Genomic DNA, 15,359 nt, shown 5'->3' with positions numbered 1-15,359 from the left:
TTTGCCTTAAAACGGATAGAATAATAAAACCACGCATACAGTCAATCGCAGAAAGGAAGCATTACGCTATGGCAGCACACATCAACGACGAAATGCTGAACAAAATGGACGCATACTGGCGGGCGGCAAATTATCTTGCAGCCGGTCAGCTTTACCTGCTCGACAACCCGCTCCTCAAGGAGCCGCTGAAGCCCGAGCACATCAAGAAGAAGATCGTCGGTCACTGGGGCACGGTGCCCGGTCAGAACCTGATTTACGTTCACCTGAACCGCATCATCAAGCAGTATAATCTGGATATGATCCTGCTGTCCGGTCCGGGTCACGGCGGCAATTTCTTCGTGGCGAACACCTATCTCGAGGGCACCTACAGCGAGGTTTACCCGAACATCAGCGAGGACACCGAGGGCATGAAGCGCCTGTTCAAGCAGTTCTCGTTCCCGGGCGGCATTGCCAGCCATGTTGCACCGGAGACCCCGGGCTCCATCCACGAGGGCGGTGAACTGGGTTATTCTCTGGCGCACGGCTTTGGTGCGGTGCTGGATAACCCCGATCTGATCGCAACCGTAGTTGTCGGTGACGGCGAGGCGGAGACCGGCCCGCTGGCAACCTCGTGGCACGGCAACAAGTTCCTCAATCCGGTGACGGACGGCGTTGTTCTGCCGATCCTGCATCTGAACGGCTACAAGATCTCCAACCCGACCCTGCTGTCGCGCATTCCGGAGGAGGAACTGCGAAAAATGCTCGAGGGCTGCGGCTGGAAGCCGTATTTCGTCGAGGGCGATGAGCCGATGAAGGTACACCGCGCACTGGCGGACACGCTCGACACCGTAACCGAGGAAATCCTCGCCATCCGCAAGCACGCCCGCGAGACCGGCGACACGACCCGTCCGATCTACCCGATGATCGTGCTGCGCACCCCGAAGGGCTGGACCGGCCCGAAAAACGTGGACGGCAAGCAGATCGAGGGCAGCTTCCGCGCGCATCAGGTGCCGCTGATGATGGACAGCCCGGAGCACCTGCCCATGCTCGAGCAGTGGCTGCGCAGCTACCATCCGGAGGAGCTGTTCGACGAAAACGGCAAGCTGATTCCCGAACTCAAGGCGCTGGCGCCGACCGGCGAGCACCGCATCGGCGCAAACCCGCACGCCAACGGCGGTCTGCTCATGCACCAGCTGCGCCTGCCGGATTTCCGCGATTACGGACTGAATGTTCCGGCTCCGGGCAGTGTTGAGGGTCAGGATATGATCGAGCTTGGCGCTTATGTCCGCGATGTCATCAAGCTGAACATGGACAGCCGCAACTTCCGTGTATTCGGCCCGGACGAGACCATGTCCAACCGCCTGAGCCACATTTTCGAGGTCACCGACCGCGAGTGGAACGCCGAGCGTCTGGACACCGACGAATTCCTGTCCGCAAGCGGCCGCGTGATGGACGGCATGCTGTCCGAGCACATGTGCGAGGGTTGGCTTGAGGGCTATCTGCTGACCGGCCGTCACGGCTTTTTCGCAAGCTATGAGGCGTTCATCCGCATTATCGACTCGATGGCGGCACAGCACGCCAAGTGGCTCAAGGTCTGCAACGGTCTGCCGTGGCGTCAGCCGATCGCGTCGCTCAACCTGATTCTGGCTTCCAACGTATGGCAGCAGGACCACAACGGCTTTACCCATCAGGACCCGGGTTTCCTTGACCACATCGCCAACAAAAAGGCGGATGTTGTCCGTCTGTACCTGCCGCCCGATGCAAACTGCCTGCTCAGCTGCTTCGATCACTGCATCAAGAGCCGCAACTATGTCAACGTCATCGTGGCGTCCAAGCATCCGCGTCCGCAGTGGCTGACCATGGAGCAGGCTGTGCAGCACTGCACCCAGGGCATCGGCATCTGGGAGTGGGCGTCCAACGATCAGGGCGCAGAGCCGGACGTTGTTATGGCGTGCTGCGGCGAGACGCCGACGCTCGAAACGTTGGCTGCCGTGTCCATCCTGCGGGAAGAGCTGCCCGAACTCAAGGTTCGCGTTGTCAACGTGGTTGACCTGATGAAGCTGCAGCCCGAGCGGGAACATCCGCATGGCCTGTCCGATGCCGAGTACGACATGCTGTTCACCAAGGATAAGCCGATCATCTTCGCCTTCCACGGCTACCCGACGCTCGTCCATGAGCTGACCTACCGCCGTCATAACCGCAACCTGCACGTTCGCGGCTACAGGGAGGAGGGCACCATCACCACGCCGTTTGATATGCGCGTGCAGAATGATATCGACCGCTTCCATCTCGTCAAGGATGTTCTGCTGCGCCTGCCGCAGCTGGGCAACCGCGGCGCGTACCTCTACCAGAAGATGAGCGATAAGCTGGTGCAGCATCAGCAGTATATCACCGAGTACGGTGAGGATATGCCGGAAGTTCGCGAGTGGAAATGGAAATAATGGAGAATTGAAAATGGAGAATGACCGTGAAGGGATAGTTCTCCGCAGGGCGCACATTGTGCGCCCTTTTTCTTTTGCAACGATAAATCATGTTCATACCGACAAATAACTGCACAAACATTACCGTAGGGTGCGGCAAGGCTTTCTATCACGTTAATTACTAACTTCTAATTCCTAATTACTAATTATGCTTGACATACCGTCTGGTTCATGTTATATTCTAATTGTACTAAAACACACAGTACAGTTGATACACTCTCAAATCAACAAAAGGAAAGGAGGCGCGTCAGGTGATTAAAATCGACTATCGGGATGCCCGACCCATCTATGAACAGGTGGTGGACGGCATTGAGGGACTGGCTCTGCGTGGGGCACTGCCGGCGGACACCCAGCTGCCCAGTGTACGGCAGCTTGCGATGGAACTGTCGATCAACCCGAACACAATACAGCGCGCTTACGGAGAGCTGGAACGCCGCGGTGTGATCTACGCCGCAAAAGGACGGGGAAATTTTATATCGGACAATGCAGCGGTGCTGCGTTCCCAGAGGCTTAACGAACTGGGTGAGCAGATTACCGCACTGGCCGGTCAGGCGCGTTCGCTCGGGGCGACCGAGGAACAGATGCGCGGCTGGGTAGAGAGGAAAGGAGAGAGCGGAACATGATTACGGCAACCAACGCGACTAAGCGGTTTGAGGACATCACGGCGGTCGATCACATCTGCGCGGAAGTGAAGGACGGCTCGGTCTACGGCCTGATCGGCTCGAACGGCGCAGGCAAGTCCACGTTCCTGCGCATGCTGGCAGGCATTTTGCAGCCGGATGAGGGCACGGTGCAGATCGACGGAGAGGACATTTTCGAGAACATCGGTATGAAGGAACGGTTTTTCTTCATCTCGGATGAGCAGTTCTTTTTCCCGAACAGCACGCCGAAGGAAATGAAAAACTACTACAAGCGCTTTTACAGCAAATTCGATGAAGCGCGCTACCGCAAGCTGATGAACGGCTTCGGTCTGGACGAAAACCGCAAGCTGCGGACGTTCTCCAAGGGCATGAAAAAGCAGGTTTCGGTCATCTGCGGCGTATGCAGCGGCACGGACTACTTATTCTGCGATGAGACGTTCGACGGTCTCGACCCGGTCGTTCGCCAGACGGTAAAGAGCCTGTTTGCCGAGGATGTAGCCGACAGAGGTCTGACGCCCATCATCGCCTCGCATAACCTGCGTGAGCTGGAGGACATCTGCGACCACGTCGGTCTGCTGCATCGCGGCGGCATCCTGTTCTCGCGCGATCTGGACGACATGAAGCTCGGTATGTACAAAATGCAGTGCATTTTCCCGAATCCGCTGCCGGATTCCGCTTGGGAAGGCTTTGACATTCTGCACAAGGAGCAGCGCGGCTCGCTGTACACCATCACGGCACGCGGCAGCCGCGAGGAGCTGCTCACCAGAGTGAACGCGCTGAACCCGACCTTCTGCGAAATGCTCCCGCTGACGCTAGAGGAAATCTTTATCAATGAAACGGAGGTGGCAGGCTATGATGTCAAGAAACTCCTGTTCTAAGGGTCTCGTGCGGGATTGCATGAAACGCAATCTGTGGGCCATCGTGCTGTCCACGGTGGGATTCTTTATGGCGCAGCTGCTGCCGGTGATTATGACGGCGCAGCACAGCCTGTCGGCACATAAGCAGGATCTGGTCAATCTGAGTGCGGCAGATGCTGCGGCAAGCTGGCAGGGCTATGTGGAGAGTGTCGGTGAGATGCTCGGCGGACAGAATGTGTTTGTCAAGCTGGCCGTCATTATTCTGGCGGTCACCTGCGGTGTGAGCATGTTCGCGTACCTGCACAATCGCCGCAAGGTGGATTTCTATCACAGCCTGCCGATTTCGCGCAGCCGTCTGTTTGCGGTAAACTACGCGACCGGTGCGCTGTGCGCGCTCGTGCCGTACCTCGTGCTGCATGCGCTGAGCATCGTCTGCACGTGCGCGATGGGCTTCGGTGAGGTAGTCAACGCATCGCTCATCGGCGTGATCGCGTCCAACGTCATTTTCTTCTTCCTGCTGTACGCGATGGCGGCTGTTACGACCATCCTGTGCGGCAACACGGTCATCACGCTGCTGCTCGGTCTGTGGGTGTACTTCGGACCGACGCTCGTAACCGCACTGTGGCAGGGTCTCAAGAGCATGTTCTTCCAGACCTATGTGACGGATGCCTCCATGACTTCGCTGCTGTTCTGCAACAAATTTGCACCGCTGATTCAGTATTTCGGCGTAAACGGCACGAAAATGCATAGCTGGGCAGTGGAGCCTGTCTATACGATGGATTACGCCGCCGGACTGCAGGAGTCGAGTGCTATCGGTCTGCTGATCGGCTATGCGGTTGCGGCGATCGTTATCACCGCACTGGCGCTGTTCCTGTTCCGCATCCGAAAGAGTGAGCGGGCGGGCACGGCACTGGCATTTAAGCCCGCAAAGCTGCCCGTCAAGATTATTATCTGCGTGGTTATGGGTACGGCGTTCGCTGAGATTTTCAAAATGCTGGTCTACGAATCCGAGCTGTGGTTCTGGGTCGGTCTGGTACTCGGCACGGTCATTTTCCACTGCGTGGTGGAGATTATTTATGCGTTCGACTTCCGCGCCATCTTCCGCAAGCCGCTGCAGCTGGTTATCATCCTTGCAGTGCTGTGTGCGGGTCTGCTGACCATGCAGTTCGACGTGTTCGGCTACGACAAGTGGCTGCCGGATGAGGGCAGCATTGCAGCGGCAGCGCCGATGGGTTACGTCGGTGAATCGGCACTGCTCAGTGAGCCGGAAAACATCGCGGCAGCGCGGCAGCTGGCGGCGCTCGGCGTGGAAAGCCTGAATAATACGGATGAAAATGCACAGAAGGCGTGCATCACCGTCACCTTCAAGCTGAAGAACGGCAAGGTGAAGAGCCGTTCGTATGAGCTGCCGGCCACAGACGAAGTGTTCACGCTCAAAAAGCAGATTTACCAGTCCGCAGAGTACAAGCAGAAGGCGTGGTCGCTGTTTGCGCTCGGCGAGGTCAATGAAGGTTATCACCGCAACATTGTTTTCTACACCAACGGTGACGGCTACAACGGCGTCGGCACACTCAGCGACTCGCAGAAGGCACAGGAGATCATTGACACGCTCAAGGCAGAGACGCTGACCCACACCGGTGATGCCATGCCGGTGCTGCGCATGGAATTCTCGCAGCAGAACAACGACGATTATTACAGCGAGGGTGCCGTATGCGTGACCGACAAGGACGTAAAGACGCTTGCACTCATCAAAAAGTACGCCAATATCGTTCCCAAGGCCATTAGCGCGAAAAACGTAAAGCTGATTACACTGAGCATCTATCTGCCGGATAAAGACTTCTGGCAGGGCGTGCAGGTGACCGATAGAGCAGACATCGACGCGCTGCTCAAGAATGCGGTCAACATTGACGCAATGAATCTGTACGGCAGCGATGCGATGGCGTACGGCGTTATGCAGCAGTTTACCCGCAGCGACGTATCCGTGACCTACACGGACGAAAAGGGCGATGAGTGGAACGCAAGCGCAGGCTATATCGAAGAGGATTATCCGAAGGATATCATCGAGAAATACCGTGCACAGGCCGAGAAGGACGCGGAAAACGGCGTCGAGTCTGCACAGGACGGTGATGTTGCCTATACAACGGAAGTGCCCCTCGGATGAGAAAGCGCGGTATCATCGGCACGCTGCTTCTGCTGGTGTACCTTGCAGGTGTGGGACTGTTTACCGGTCCCTCGCTGGCGCAGCTGCTCGTCGGCAGGCTGCCGCAGCCAAGGCTGGAGCTCGTTCCGTTTGCGGACATCATTTCGGTCGTGACGGACAGCGCAGCGCCCGGTCTGGGCTCGTTCGTGAACATTGCCGGAAATATCGCGCTGCTGTTTCCGCTCGGGCTGTTCCTGCCGCTGTTCTGGCGGTGGTTCGAGCGGGCAGGCCGCACCATCGGCTGGTGCTTCGGCACCTCGCTCAGCATTGAGCTGATACAGCTGGCCGCGGGCGGCGTAACCTCAGTGGATGATCTGCTGCTGAATACGCTCGGCGGTGCGCTCGGCTTCGCGGCGGCAAGGCTTCTGATGAGAGCGTGTCCCAAGCTCGCGCCGCAGGGCGAGGGAAGGGCAGAGTGGGCAGCACCGCTTGTCTGCTGGCTCGTCATCATCGCGGCAAGTACAATATCCGATCTGCTGATTCTGTGGTAGGAGACAGCGGGTCGCAGGATAGAGAGTAATATACGGAAAACAGGCACACCGAGAGGTGTGCCTGTTTTGGGGTTTATGTGATTGAAATACGAGGTAAATGCACAAAAGCCGCCCCGAAGAGCGGCTTATTGACAGTATGAAGCTGCTGATATGGAACGGTGAGGTTATCCCCACGGAATAAGGGGGTGACGCGCATGACAACAATGGAGGTACTTACGCTTCTGATGCTGCTTGCGACGGTTGTCTTCGGTATTTTGAACCTCAAGAAATAACCGCCACCTAAAAAGGCAGCGGCGTTTTCCTCAAGCTCTAAACTTGTTCGGGGAACGACCGCACCTGACACGTGAGAGCCGTTCTTATATCAGTATAATAAACGGACGCTCCGGTTTTGTCAAGTGATGAAACCGGAGCGCTTGTTTGTTGAGAGACATGGTTTTGTACCATATATCCCGTAGGGCGAACAGCGTTCGCCTAAATTGCACGTTGTCATTGATTGGTAGGGGGGCGCACACTCCGACTCGCTAAGAGCCGCCTACGGCGGTTGCTCGCTGGACGCCCACTGCGGTGGGTGTGTGCGCCCCCTACGAGGTAACGTCGCAAACGGCAATATATCGTTACAAACGGTCCGCGCTGGTAGATTTCATCATTGAACGACCGCTCTTTCCTTCGGATTGGGCGCGTGCTGACTTGGCGTTCCTTCGGATTGGGCGCGTGCCTGCCGGGATTGGCTATTGCCGCCCATGGTCGCACTGCCACACGCGTGCCGACCCGTCCGGTGGTGGATTCGCTTTGCTGCGGCAAAGCCACGCCGATTGAAACGTGCCACTGGCACGTTTCTAAGAGCCGGCTCTCGAATCCATTCCACCTGACACCAAAAGAACCGATACTCGAATGAGTATCGGTTCTTTTGGTGGAAGGTGGTGGATTCGAACCACCGAAGTCATAGACGACAGATTTACAGTCTGTTCCCTTTGGCCACTCGGGAAACCTTCCATATTCAATTACCAGCTTGATTGGAGCTGGTGGACGGACTTGAACCCCCGACCTGCTGATTACAAATCAGCTGCTCTACCAACTGAGCTACACCAGCGTTTTGTCAAGCCGTCTGTCTCAGCGACTTATATATAATAGCATGCGAAGCGCGAATTGTCAACAGCTTTTTGCAAAGTTATCGAAAATAATTGTAAAACCCTGTGCATCGCTATTACCTGTGCATCGCTATTAAGAAAAGGGCGGACACACCGATCCGCCCCTGCGTACGGATTAAACGAACACATTTTGCACCAGCACCATGTAAAGCACCGTGCCGACGCCGATGGACAGCAGGTTATTATGTTTCCAGATGTGCAGCAGCGCCGTGATGGCGATGCACAGCAGTTCGGGAATACCATGTGTACCCGTCACCCAGCCGACGTTTTTCAGGCAGTACACGACCAGCAGCGCGATGACTGCGGGCGGCAGGGTAGAGCCGAGGTATCGGATGATCGGCGGGATGGGCTTGGAGCCGTTGAACAGCAGGAACGGCGCGACGCGCGTTGCAAATGTGCAGACGGCTGCCACGGCGATCATGGCGATAGCGTATGTCGTTGTCATATCAGGCGACCTCCTTTGCCAGACGGCCGCGCATAGCGACCAGCATGACGCAGATTGCGAGCATGGCGGGCAGGATGAAATTGTCCGGCCCGAGGATGGAGAGCGACACAGCTGCCGCAGCCAGCCCCATCAGTGCGGGGATGTGGCACTTGGTGCTCTGCCACTGCTCTACGAAGATAACCGTGAACAGCGAGGTCATGGCAAAATCAATGCCGGTGGTGTCAAACGGCAGTATGCCGCCGATGATCGTGCCGAGCACGCCGCCGAGGATCCAGTAGCTATGATCCAGCATGGCGATCCAGAAGCGCATATCGCCCGCATCGATGCCCTCCGGCGTTTTGACCGAGCACAGCAGGGAATAGGTTTCGTCGGTGAGCGAAAAGATCATGTACCACTTGCGGTGTCCCATCGCATGAAAAGTCTCCAAAAAGGACAGACCGTAGAAGATATGCCGGCAGTTGAGCAGCAGTGTCATCACAGCAACGGTAACAAGGGATGCCTTGGCTGCCAGAAGCGACACAAGCAGATACTGTCCCGAGCCTGCGTAGATGGTCAGGCTGCAGAAGAAGGACCAGATCGATCCGAAGCCGATATCGCGCAGCATAACGCCGAATGCGAAACCGATGAACAGATAGCCGCACAGTACGGGTATCGTGGCGGTAAAGGCAGGACGAAGCGCCTTTTTCATGGAAATCACCTACATACTATAAGGGTAAAAGAAAAGCGCTCTGCGAACAGAGCGCTTTGGCATTTCAACGTAAACGCACAAATCGTTAAAATCAGATAGCGCGGGTAACCTTGCCGGAACGGAGGCACCGAGTACATACGTTGATATGGCGGGGAGTACCATCGACCATAGCCTTTACGCGACGAACGTTCGGCTTCCAGGTTCGATTGGAACGACGGTGAGAGTGGGAAACCTGAATACCAAAGGTCACACCCTTATTGCAAATATCGCACTTTGCCATTTTCCTGCACCTCCTTCTTTCGGGCATTGCATAGCAGATATTATATTACCACATGTATAGGATGAATGCAAGCATTTTTTTCAGAAAAAGAGAAAATTTCAAGTTTTCCTGCGGTCCATGCGGAAATCGTTGAAAATAACAGGAAAATAGGGTATAATACATCTATATCTACTTTATGTATTATACTATGTATTATACAGTAATAAAACAGCAGAGTAAAGAGGATATAGAATACCTGCCACAGCGGAAGGGAGCATTATACTTATGCAGTTAAAAGAATTCGGTGTCAGCTTGGGCGATCTGATCCATGAATTTAATTTTGAGGTCGTTTACGGTCCGGAAGGCTTTGAAAAGACCGAGATCACCAAGGACGACGTAAACCGTCCCGGTTTGCAGCTGGCAGGATTTTTTGATTATTTCGATCCGAACCGTATCCAGATCATGGGCAAGGTTGAGTCCAGTTATGTAGAGGGTCTGTCGAGCGAGGAGCGCCGCAGCCGTTTCGACCGTCTGTTCGAGACCGGCATCCCTGTGCTGCTGCTCTCGCGCAACATTGACGTATTTCCGGAGTGCCTTGCGGCTGCACAGGAGCACGGTGTGCCGATCCTCCGTACCAACGAGTTTACCTCTACCATCATGAGTGCGATCATCGCCTCCCTCAAGGTCAATCTTGCACCGCGTGTTACGCTGCACGGCGTACTCATCGAAATCTACGGCGAAGGTGTGCTTCTGCTCGGTGACTCCGGTGTCGGCAAGTCCGAGACTGCGATCGAGCTGGTAAAGCGCGGCCACCGTCTGATCGCGGACGACGCGGTTGAGATCAAGCGCGTATCCGACAAGACGCTCGTCGGTACGGCGCCGGAGGTTATCCGCCACTTTATCGAGCTGCGCGGCATCGGCATTGTTGATGTTCGCCGTATCTTCGGTGTCGGCGCGATTAAAATGACCGAAAAGGTTGAGCTTGTCATCAACCTCGAGCCGTGGGAGGACGGCAAGCAGTACGACCGTCTCGGCATGGACAGCCAGACGACCTCCATCCTCGATATCGCGGTTCCGAGCCTGACCATTCCGGTAAAGCCCGGCCGTAACCTTGCCGTTATCATCGAGGTTGCAGCGATGAATGACCGTCAGAAGAAGATGGGCTTCAACGCCGCAAAAGAACTGCAGGAGCGTATGCTCAAGCAGTACGGCAACTGATAAAAGGTAAGGCAATACCGCACCATGCAAGCGGTGCTGCCTTCAACAATTTAATAAAAGGTGGGGATCTTTATGAAAAAAGCAGCGGTATTGGTATGTATGGCGTCTGTTCTTCTTTCAGGATGCAGCGGTGCCGGTGGGGAAAAGGTGTCGCAGACGGCGGATTCCTGCGCGCAGGCGGTTGCGTCCGAGCTGGCGAAGACCGACTGGACGGCAGTCAGCACCGATGCAAACAGCGAGGACGCTGCGTATGTGATGGCGCATACGGACACGGTCGCGCTCGACAGGCTGATCGCGTTTACACTCACGTCCGATGGCGGGCCGAGTGAGGGCGCGTGCGAGGAGCTGCGGAGCCGTTTTCTGGAATCGCCGCACACTGTTCTGGCGTATCTGGTGCTGATGGGCGATCAGCCGGTATCGTCGGACGACAGCACACCGGCAGCAGAGTTCATCTGCGGGCAGATTGCCTCGGCGGATGCCGCATGGCATGACGGCTCGGAGGAGTTTGCACAGGTAATGGAATCGTGCAAAGCCGACTATCCGGAAGGACCGGCGGCAGAGCTGCTGAGCAAAATGGAGACGGCACACGAAGCCTCTCTGGAACGAAATAAATAAGGGATGCAGGCAAAAGCGTGACTTTAGCGGTCATGTCTTTTGCCTGCGTTTTCTTTTAGGGAAAACGACTAAACAGAGCGGATGTTTTTTGTTGCACTCACCAAAAGAAAACCGGGAACAAAACCACTTCCGGACCGTCTAACTGGGTATAAAAAGGAGGTAGTTATTATGATGGAGAAAAAACGAATGGCGGCATTGCTTGCAGCGGTGCTGTTCGGCATGAGCGCGATTCCCGCCGGAGCGGTGAACCTGATCGACACGGACGCGGCAGCGACCGACTCCGCCGAGCACGCGGAGCTTGATCTGTACGGCGTGCGCGCCACAGTAACCGACAGGCAGGACGGCGAGCTGACCGTCAGCACTGAAACCGCAGGCACAGTTGTGGTGCACATTGCGGAGCAGACGATCATCATGGACACGCAGACCGGTCTGCCGGCAGGCGCACAGGATATCAAAAAGGGTGACGAGGTGTACCTCTACTGCGGGGAAATGATGGCGCTGTCCGAGCCGCCGCAGGTGTATGCCAAGGCGGTTCTGGTCAATCTGTCCGACGAACACGAGCCTGCAAGCCTGCTGTCTGCCGAGCAGGTGAAGAGGAACGCGGACGGCAGTCTGATCGTGCAGGCAAGCGACGGCGGGCTGATGCTGAACATTGCACGGAATGCGTCTGTTACGCCGTTCGACACGAAAAACAAGGCAAAACTTGAGGATATCCGCATGGGAACCCGGTTTTTTGCATGGTATGATACGATTCTGGAATCCTATCCGGCACAGGCGGGCACGGACAAGGTTGTGCTGCTGCCTTCTGAGGACGATACGTTCGCCATCGTTATTGAGGGCGACATAGTCGCAGGCGAAGGCCGCATGACAAACGGCGTGGCCATGGTTCCGCTGCGCCTGACCGCCGAGCTGTGCGGCTTTACGGTCAAGTGGAATGCGAAGGACCGCACGGTACACCTCACCAACGGCACGGTGCAGACGACTGTGACCATTGGTCGGGATGAGTATTTCCGCGCAACCGCTCTGCCGGACGCGGACGGCATGAGCCGCCCGGGAGCACTCGGTGCCGCGCCCTATATCGCACAGAGCAGAACGTGGGTTCCGGCGGAGCTGTTCGGCCTGCTCGGCGAGCAGATTGAGATGCGCGGGGACGCGCTGTATCTCGGCGGGGTGCCGAATGCTTTCACCGGAGAAGCCGATGAGACGAATGCGTTTAACATCGTGTGCAAGGACAAGACACTCGACAAAGGGCGCATGGAAAACGGCGTGGCTATGGTGCCGCTCCGTGAGGTCGGCGAAGCCCTCGGCTACACCGTGACGTGGGACATAGAGAACCGTCAGGCGAAGATGAACAACGGCAAGGTTATGACGCATATAAACATCGGTGAGGATTCCTATATCCGTTCGGTGATGAACGGCGACGGCACGGAAGCACCGGTTTCGTTCGGCGCGGCGCCGTATTTCGCTGATGGCAAGACGTGGGTTCCGGCAAAGCTGTTTGAACTGCTCGGAGAACAGGTTGAAATGAAGGGGAATGTGCTGTATCTGGATTAAATGTAGCGTTCTGTCATGAAAGGAGAGGCCGCCTATGAAAAAGATTGCAGCAATGCTCCTGCTGGTGCTCCTCGCCGCAGGATGCGCAAAAACACCGGCTCAGACGGTAAAAACAGAGCAGATGCCGCAGGATTTTGCAATTTGCTTTGCGTGGTGGTATAATCTGGAGCAGAAAAACAGCATGGACACCGTGACCGGCAAACTGCAGAAGGATTTGCTGGCTGACGGAACCGCATCTGCGGAATTTCAGCCGGATGAGGAACTGCTGCAGCAGCTTTACGAACTGGTAAGCCGAGACGGCTTTCTATCAATCAGCAGGGAAATGACAGCGCAGGAATTGGCGACAGATGGCACAGCAGCCGGTGTATCGCCGAACACCTGCTATGAAATTACCGTGACGATGAACGGCAAACAGACGGTTGTCCGCGGCGACCAGACCGCGGCAGCGTACACGGACACCGATGCGGATGCGGCCTGCTTTGTGGCAGTAACGGACGAACTGCAGCAGATTGTGCGGGAACTGCCGGAATGGAAGGCGATGCCGGAATCGGACGGGGCCTATCAGTAAGAGAAAGGATGACCGCCATGAAACGAAAGTGGAAAGCCTGCCTGTGCATAGCCGCGTTCCTGCTGGCCGTGCTGCCGGTCTCCGCAAGTGCGGATATGGGCCCGAAACCGCAGATCACCATTCAGGTGCAGAATGCGCCGGACGGCGATTACTACGTTGACCTGCTCATTCCGGGCGAGATACCCGAGCGCTGCATCGACAATATCGAGTGGAATCATATCGACCGCGCGTCTCTGCCGCTGGATGCGCTGGAGCGCGACCGCATGGACGGCTGGCACTATGCCATGCTGGACGGCACACAACCGCCTCTGTTTTACAAGCATCCGGACAAGAACACGTTTGTGTTCAGCTATTTCGGCACGCCGGACACGTTTCGGATTGCGATTTATGATGATTCTCAGCAGAAAGTAAACTTTTCTGAGGTGATGAAGCGTACACAGCTGCAGCAGGTATTCACCTGTGACTTTGCGGATAATACGGTAAAAACCGGAAATCCGCTGCTGACATATCTCAAACAGTTCGCGTCCTCGCTGCTGCCGACGCTGCTGATAGAGGGAATCCTGTTGCTGCCGTTCGGCTTCTGGGACAGGCGCAACGCAAAGCTGTTCTTCGTCGTCAACATCGGCACACAGCTGCTGCTCACGGTCGTAACGGCGGCCTGCATGTGGATTGGCATGCCGTTCTATCGGTATCTGGTGTTTGCGCCGCTTGAGCTTGTGATTTGGATCATCGAGGCCGTTATTTACCGCAAACGGCTGCAAACCCGGCGGGAAACGGCTCATCCGATCGTTTACGCGCTGTGCGCCAACGCACTGAGCGCAGCCGCAACTTTGTTCAGCGTGCACATGATATTTCCGTGGGTTTGAGTGAAAAGAACCTGTCAATCGACAGGTTCTTTTGCGTATTTCGGCATTTTGTGGTATGCTATACGGAGCAAAGGAGGCGAGCGGCCGTGTCAGCCAAAGCATACTATCATCTGCCCGGATTGTTTGAATTTTACGAGTTTTACCGCGCATTTCTGCCGTTATACCGCGCAAATCGTGACTGGTTTTATGACTGGTGTGAGATTGGGTCCATTTACGGCGCACCGGCGGACTGCCTCTGGGGAGGCGGACGAGCGGGGTTCGGTGAGTGCGGCGCACGCGAAGCGCTGGCTCTGGCGCAGGAATACGGCATTTCCGCACGGCTGACATTCAGCAATTCGCTTCTGCGCGAGGAACACCTGTCCGACCGCAAATGCAATGCACTCTGCGAGCTGTTTTCGCAGGCAAACGGCGTGCAGAACGGCGTAATCGTGCATTCCGAGCTGCTGACCGACTACCTGCGGACGCGGTATCCGGCGCTGTACCTCGTGTCGTCTACGACCAAGGTGCTGACCGATTTTGAAGATTTCCGGCGCGAGCTGGACAGGGAAGAATTTCGGTATGTCGTGCCGGATTTTCGATTGAATAAACGGTTTGAGGAATTAAACGCCTTGTCGCAGGTGCACAAAGATAAGGTGGAATTTTTGTGCAATGAGTGCTGCTGGTTCGGATGCAGTGACCGTAAGCAATGCTACGAGGTTGTCAGCCGCAAAAATCTCGGCGAGGACTGCGAGCACCGGTGTAAAGCACCGGAGGCACAGAGCGGCTATCGGTTCTCCAGGGCGATGGAAAATCCGGGGTTCATCGGCGTTGATGCTGTTCTGCGGACGTATCTGCCAATGGGATTTTCGCAGTTCAAGATTGAAGGCAGGGGACTGGGCAGCGCGCTGATCCTCGAGTTTTTGCTGTATTATATGACAAAACCGGCGTATCAGCTGCGCGTGAGAGAAGAAATTTATCTGGATAATATGTTAGACCTGTTTTAACGCATAAGAAAAGAACCTGTCGTAAGACAGGTTCTTTCAGTCTGTCAAAAAAGTATTATTTTAATTTTTACGCTTCGTGCGGCAGCACGCATAAAATAGAATTTGCGGAGCAAATTCATAAAAAGTCGGGGCGTGTACCTGACTTTTTATACAAGGGAAGAAAAAATGTGCCCGCAGGGCGCGGTTTTTCTTCAGTATTCGCTCGAAAGCGTGGTTTCGAGCGAGAGGCTGTCGAAAAACGGAGTTTTTCGACAGCCTCAAAGAACCTGCCGTAAGACAGGTTCTTTTTCGCATAAGCAAGCAGAAATTACTTGTTCTTATTCTTGATGTACTCGTCCATCGCAGCCGCAGCGCGCTTGCCTGCGCC

General features: G+C 55.7%; 14 protein-coding genes and 2 tRNA genes. 11 read left to right on the top strand and 5 right to left on the bottom strand.

Annotated features, from left to right (window positions below):
• The first annotated feature begins 68 nt into the window (after positions 1-68).
• From PGY33_RS00080 to PGY33_RS00060, 5 genes are all read left to right on the top strand, one after another.
• Positions 69-2,420, top strand: a complete 2,352-nt coding sequence (locus PGY33_RS00080; RefSeq protein WP_117751837.1) for a phosphoketolase family protein — start codon at positions 69-71, stop codon at positions 2,418-2,420.
• A gap of 290 nt (positions 2,421-2,710) precedes the next feature.
• Positions 2,711-3,082: a GntR family transcriptional regulator gene (locus PGY33_RS00075; RefSeq protein ID WP_118753390.1), complete on the top strand. Its 372-nt coding sequence runs from the start codon at positions 2,711-2,713 to the stop codon at positions 3,080-3,082.
• Positions 3,079-3,978, top strand: a complete 900-nt coding sequence (locus PGY33_RS00070) for an ABC transporter ATP-binding protein (RefSeq protein ID WP_118753389.1) — start codon at positions 3,079-3,081, stop codon at positions 3,976-3,978. Before PGY33_RS00075 ends, PGY33_RS00070 begins: the two co-directional genes overlap by 4 nt.
• A 19-nt stretch (positions 3,979-3,997) precedes the next feature.
• Positions 3,998-6,118: a DUF6449 domain-containing protein gene (locus tag PGY33_RS00065; protein WP_270476832.1), complete on the top strand. Its 2,121-nt coding sequence runs from the start codon at positions 3,998-4,000 to the stop codon at positions 6,116-6,118.
• Entirely contained in the window at positions 6,115-6,648 is a 534-nt protein-coding gene (locus tag PGY33_RS00060; RefSeq protein WP_118480478.1) for a VanZ family protein, read from the top strand. Before PGY33_RS00065 ends, PGY33_RS00060 begins: the two co-directional genes overlap by 4 nt.
• Before the next feature lie 908 nt (positions 6,649-7,556).
• Here PGY33_RS00060 and PGY33_RS00055 read toward each other — a convergent pair.
• The 5 genes from PGY33_RS00055 to rpmB form a co-directional block, all read right to left on the bottom strand.
• Positions 7,557-7,641, bottom strand: a tRNA-Tyr gene (locus PGY33_RS00055).
• A gap of 21 nt (positions 7,642-7,662) precedes the next feature.
• Positions 7,663-7,738, bottom strand: a tRNA-Thr gene (locus PGY33_RS00050).
• A gap of 173 nt (positions 7,739-7,911) precedes the next feature.
• A complete protein-coding gene (locus tag PGY33_RS00045) occupies positions 7,912-8,241 on the bottom strand; it encodes a branched-chain amino acid transporter permease (protein WP_117492285.1) in 330 nt (109 codons plus the stop codon).
• 1 nt (position 8,242) lies between these two features.
• A complete protein-coding gene (locus PGY33_RS00040; protein ID WP_270476830.1) occupies positions 8,243-8,929 on the bottom strand; it encodes an AzlC family ABC transporter permease in 687 nt (228 codons plus the stop codon).
• 91 nt (positions 8,930-9,020) lie between these two features.
• Positions 9,021-9,209 carry a 50S ribosomal protein L28 gene (gene rpmB, locus PGY33_RS00035; RefSeq protein WP_110436524.1) on the bottom strand — a complete coding sequence of 63 codons (189 nt, stop codon included), beginning with the start codon at positions 9,207-9,209 and terminating at the stop codon, positions 9,021-9,023.
• Positions 9,210-9,473: 264 nt separating this feature from the next.
• Here rpmB and hprK point away from each other — a divergent pair, with 264 nt between their 5' ends.
• From hprK to PGY33_RS00005, 6 genes are all read left to right on the top strand, one after another.
• Positions 9,474-10,406 carry an HPr(Ser) kinase/phosphatase gene (gene hprK / locus PGY33_RS00030; protein WP_117492289.1) on the top strand — a complete coding sequence of 311 codons (933 nt, stop codon included), beginning with the start codon at positions 9,474-9,476 and terminating at the stop codon, positions 10,404-10,406.
• Between the two features lie 72 nt (positions 10,407-10,478).
• A complete protein-coding gene (locus PGY33_RS00025; RefSeq protein WP_270476829.1) occupies positions 10,479-11,021 on the top strand; it encodes a hypothetical protein in 543 nt (180 codons plus the stop codon).
• Between the two features lie 168 nt (positions 11,022-11,189).
• The gene (locus tag PGY33_RS00020) at positions 11,190-12,575 is read left to right on the top strand and encodes a copper amine oxidase N-terminal domain-containing protein (RefSeq protein WP_270476827.1); all 1,386 of its coding nucleotides are present in this window, start codon (positions 11,190-11,192) and stop codon (positions 12,573-12,575) included.
• Positions 12,576-12,609: 34 nt separating this feature from the next.
• The gene (locus PGY33_RS00015) at positions 12,610-13,143 is read left to right on the top strand and encodes a hypothetical protein (protein WP_270476825.1); all 534 of its coding nucleotides are present in this window, start codon (positions 12,610-12,612) and stop codon (positions 13,141-13,143) included.
• A 17-nt stretch (positions 13,144-13,160) separates the two neighbouring features.
• Positions 13,161-14,009, top strand: coding sequence for a hypothetical protein (locus PGY33_RS00010; protein ID WP_147356397.1), 849 nt, complete (start codon positions 13,161-13,163; stop codon positions 14,007-14,009).
• Between the two features lie 86 nt (positions 14,010-14,095).
• Positions 14,096-14,992, top strand: coding sequence for a hypothetical protein (locus PGY33_RS00005; RefSeq protein ID WP_270476824.1), 897 nt, complete (start codon positions 14,096-14,098; stop codon positions 14,990-14,992).
• Positions 14,993-15,359: the final 367 nt, after the last annotated feature.

The organism is Butyricicoccus sp. AF18-9LB, from assembly GCF_027684505.1.
GTDB lineage: Bacteria > Bacillota > Clostridia > Oscillospirales > Butyricicoccaceae > Agathobaculum > Agathobaculum butyriciproducens.
The sequence above is the reverse complement of the archived record's forward strand: the minus strand, read 5'-3'. Positions and strand labels throughout refer to the sequence as shown.

What these genes read in the sequence shown, in the direction of transcription:
- PGY33_RS00080 (WP_117751837.1), top strand. Translation starts at nt 69, where the DNA reads ATGGCAGCACACATCAACGACGAAATGCTGAACAAAATGGACGCATAC.
- PGY33_RS00070 (WP_118753389.1), top strand. Translation starts at nt 3,079, where the DNA reads ATGATTACGGCAACCAACGCGACTAAGCGGTTTGAGGACATCACGGCG.
- PGY33_RS00065 (WP_270476832.1), top strand. Translation starts at nt 3,998, where the DNA reads ATGAAACGCAATCTGTGGGCCATCGTGCTGTCCACGGTGGGATTCTTT.
- PGY33_RS00060 (WP_118480478.1), top strand. Translation starts at nt 6,115, where the DNA reads ATGAGAAAGCGCGGTATCATCGGCACGCTGCTTCTGCTGGTGTACCTT.
- PGY33_RS00045 (WP_117492285.1), bottom strand. Translation starts at nt 8,241, where the DNA reads ATGACAACGACATACGCTATCGCCATGATCGCCGTGGCAGCCGTCTGC.
- PGY33_RS00040 (WP_270476830.1), bottom strand. Translation starts at nt 8,929, where the DNA reads ATGAAAAAGGCGCTTCGTCCTGCCTTTACCGCCACGATACCCGTACTG.
- rpmB (WP_110436524.1), bottom strand. Translation starts at nt 9,209, where the DNA reads ATGGCAAAGTGCGATATTTGCAATAAGGGTGTGACCTTTGGTATTCAG.
- hprK (WP_117492289.1), top strand. Translation starts at nt 9,474, where the DNA reads ATGCAGTTAAAAGAATTCGGTGTCAGCTTGGGCGATCTGATCCATGAA.
- PGY33_RS00025 (WP_270476829.1), top strand. Translation starts at nt 10,479, where the DNA reads ATGAAAAAAGCAGCGGTATTGGTATGTATGGCGTCTGTTCTTCTTTCA.
- PGY33_RS00020 (WP_270476827.1), top strand. Translation starts at nt 11,190, where the DNA reads ATGATGGAGAAAAAACGAATGGCGGCATTGCTTGCAGCGGTGCTGTTC.
- PGY33_RS00015 (WP_270476825.1), top strand. Translation starts at nt 12,610, where the DNA reads ATGAAAAAGATTGCAGCAATGCTCCTGCTGGTGCTCCTCGCCGCAGGA.
- PGY33_RS00010 (WP_147356397.1), top strand. Translation starts at nt 13,161, where the DNA reads ATGAAACGAAAGTGGAAAGCCTGCCTGTGCATAGCCGCGTTCCTGCTG.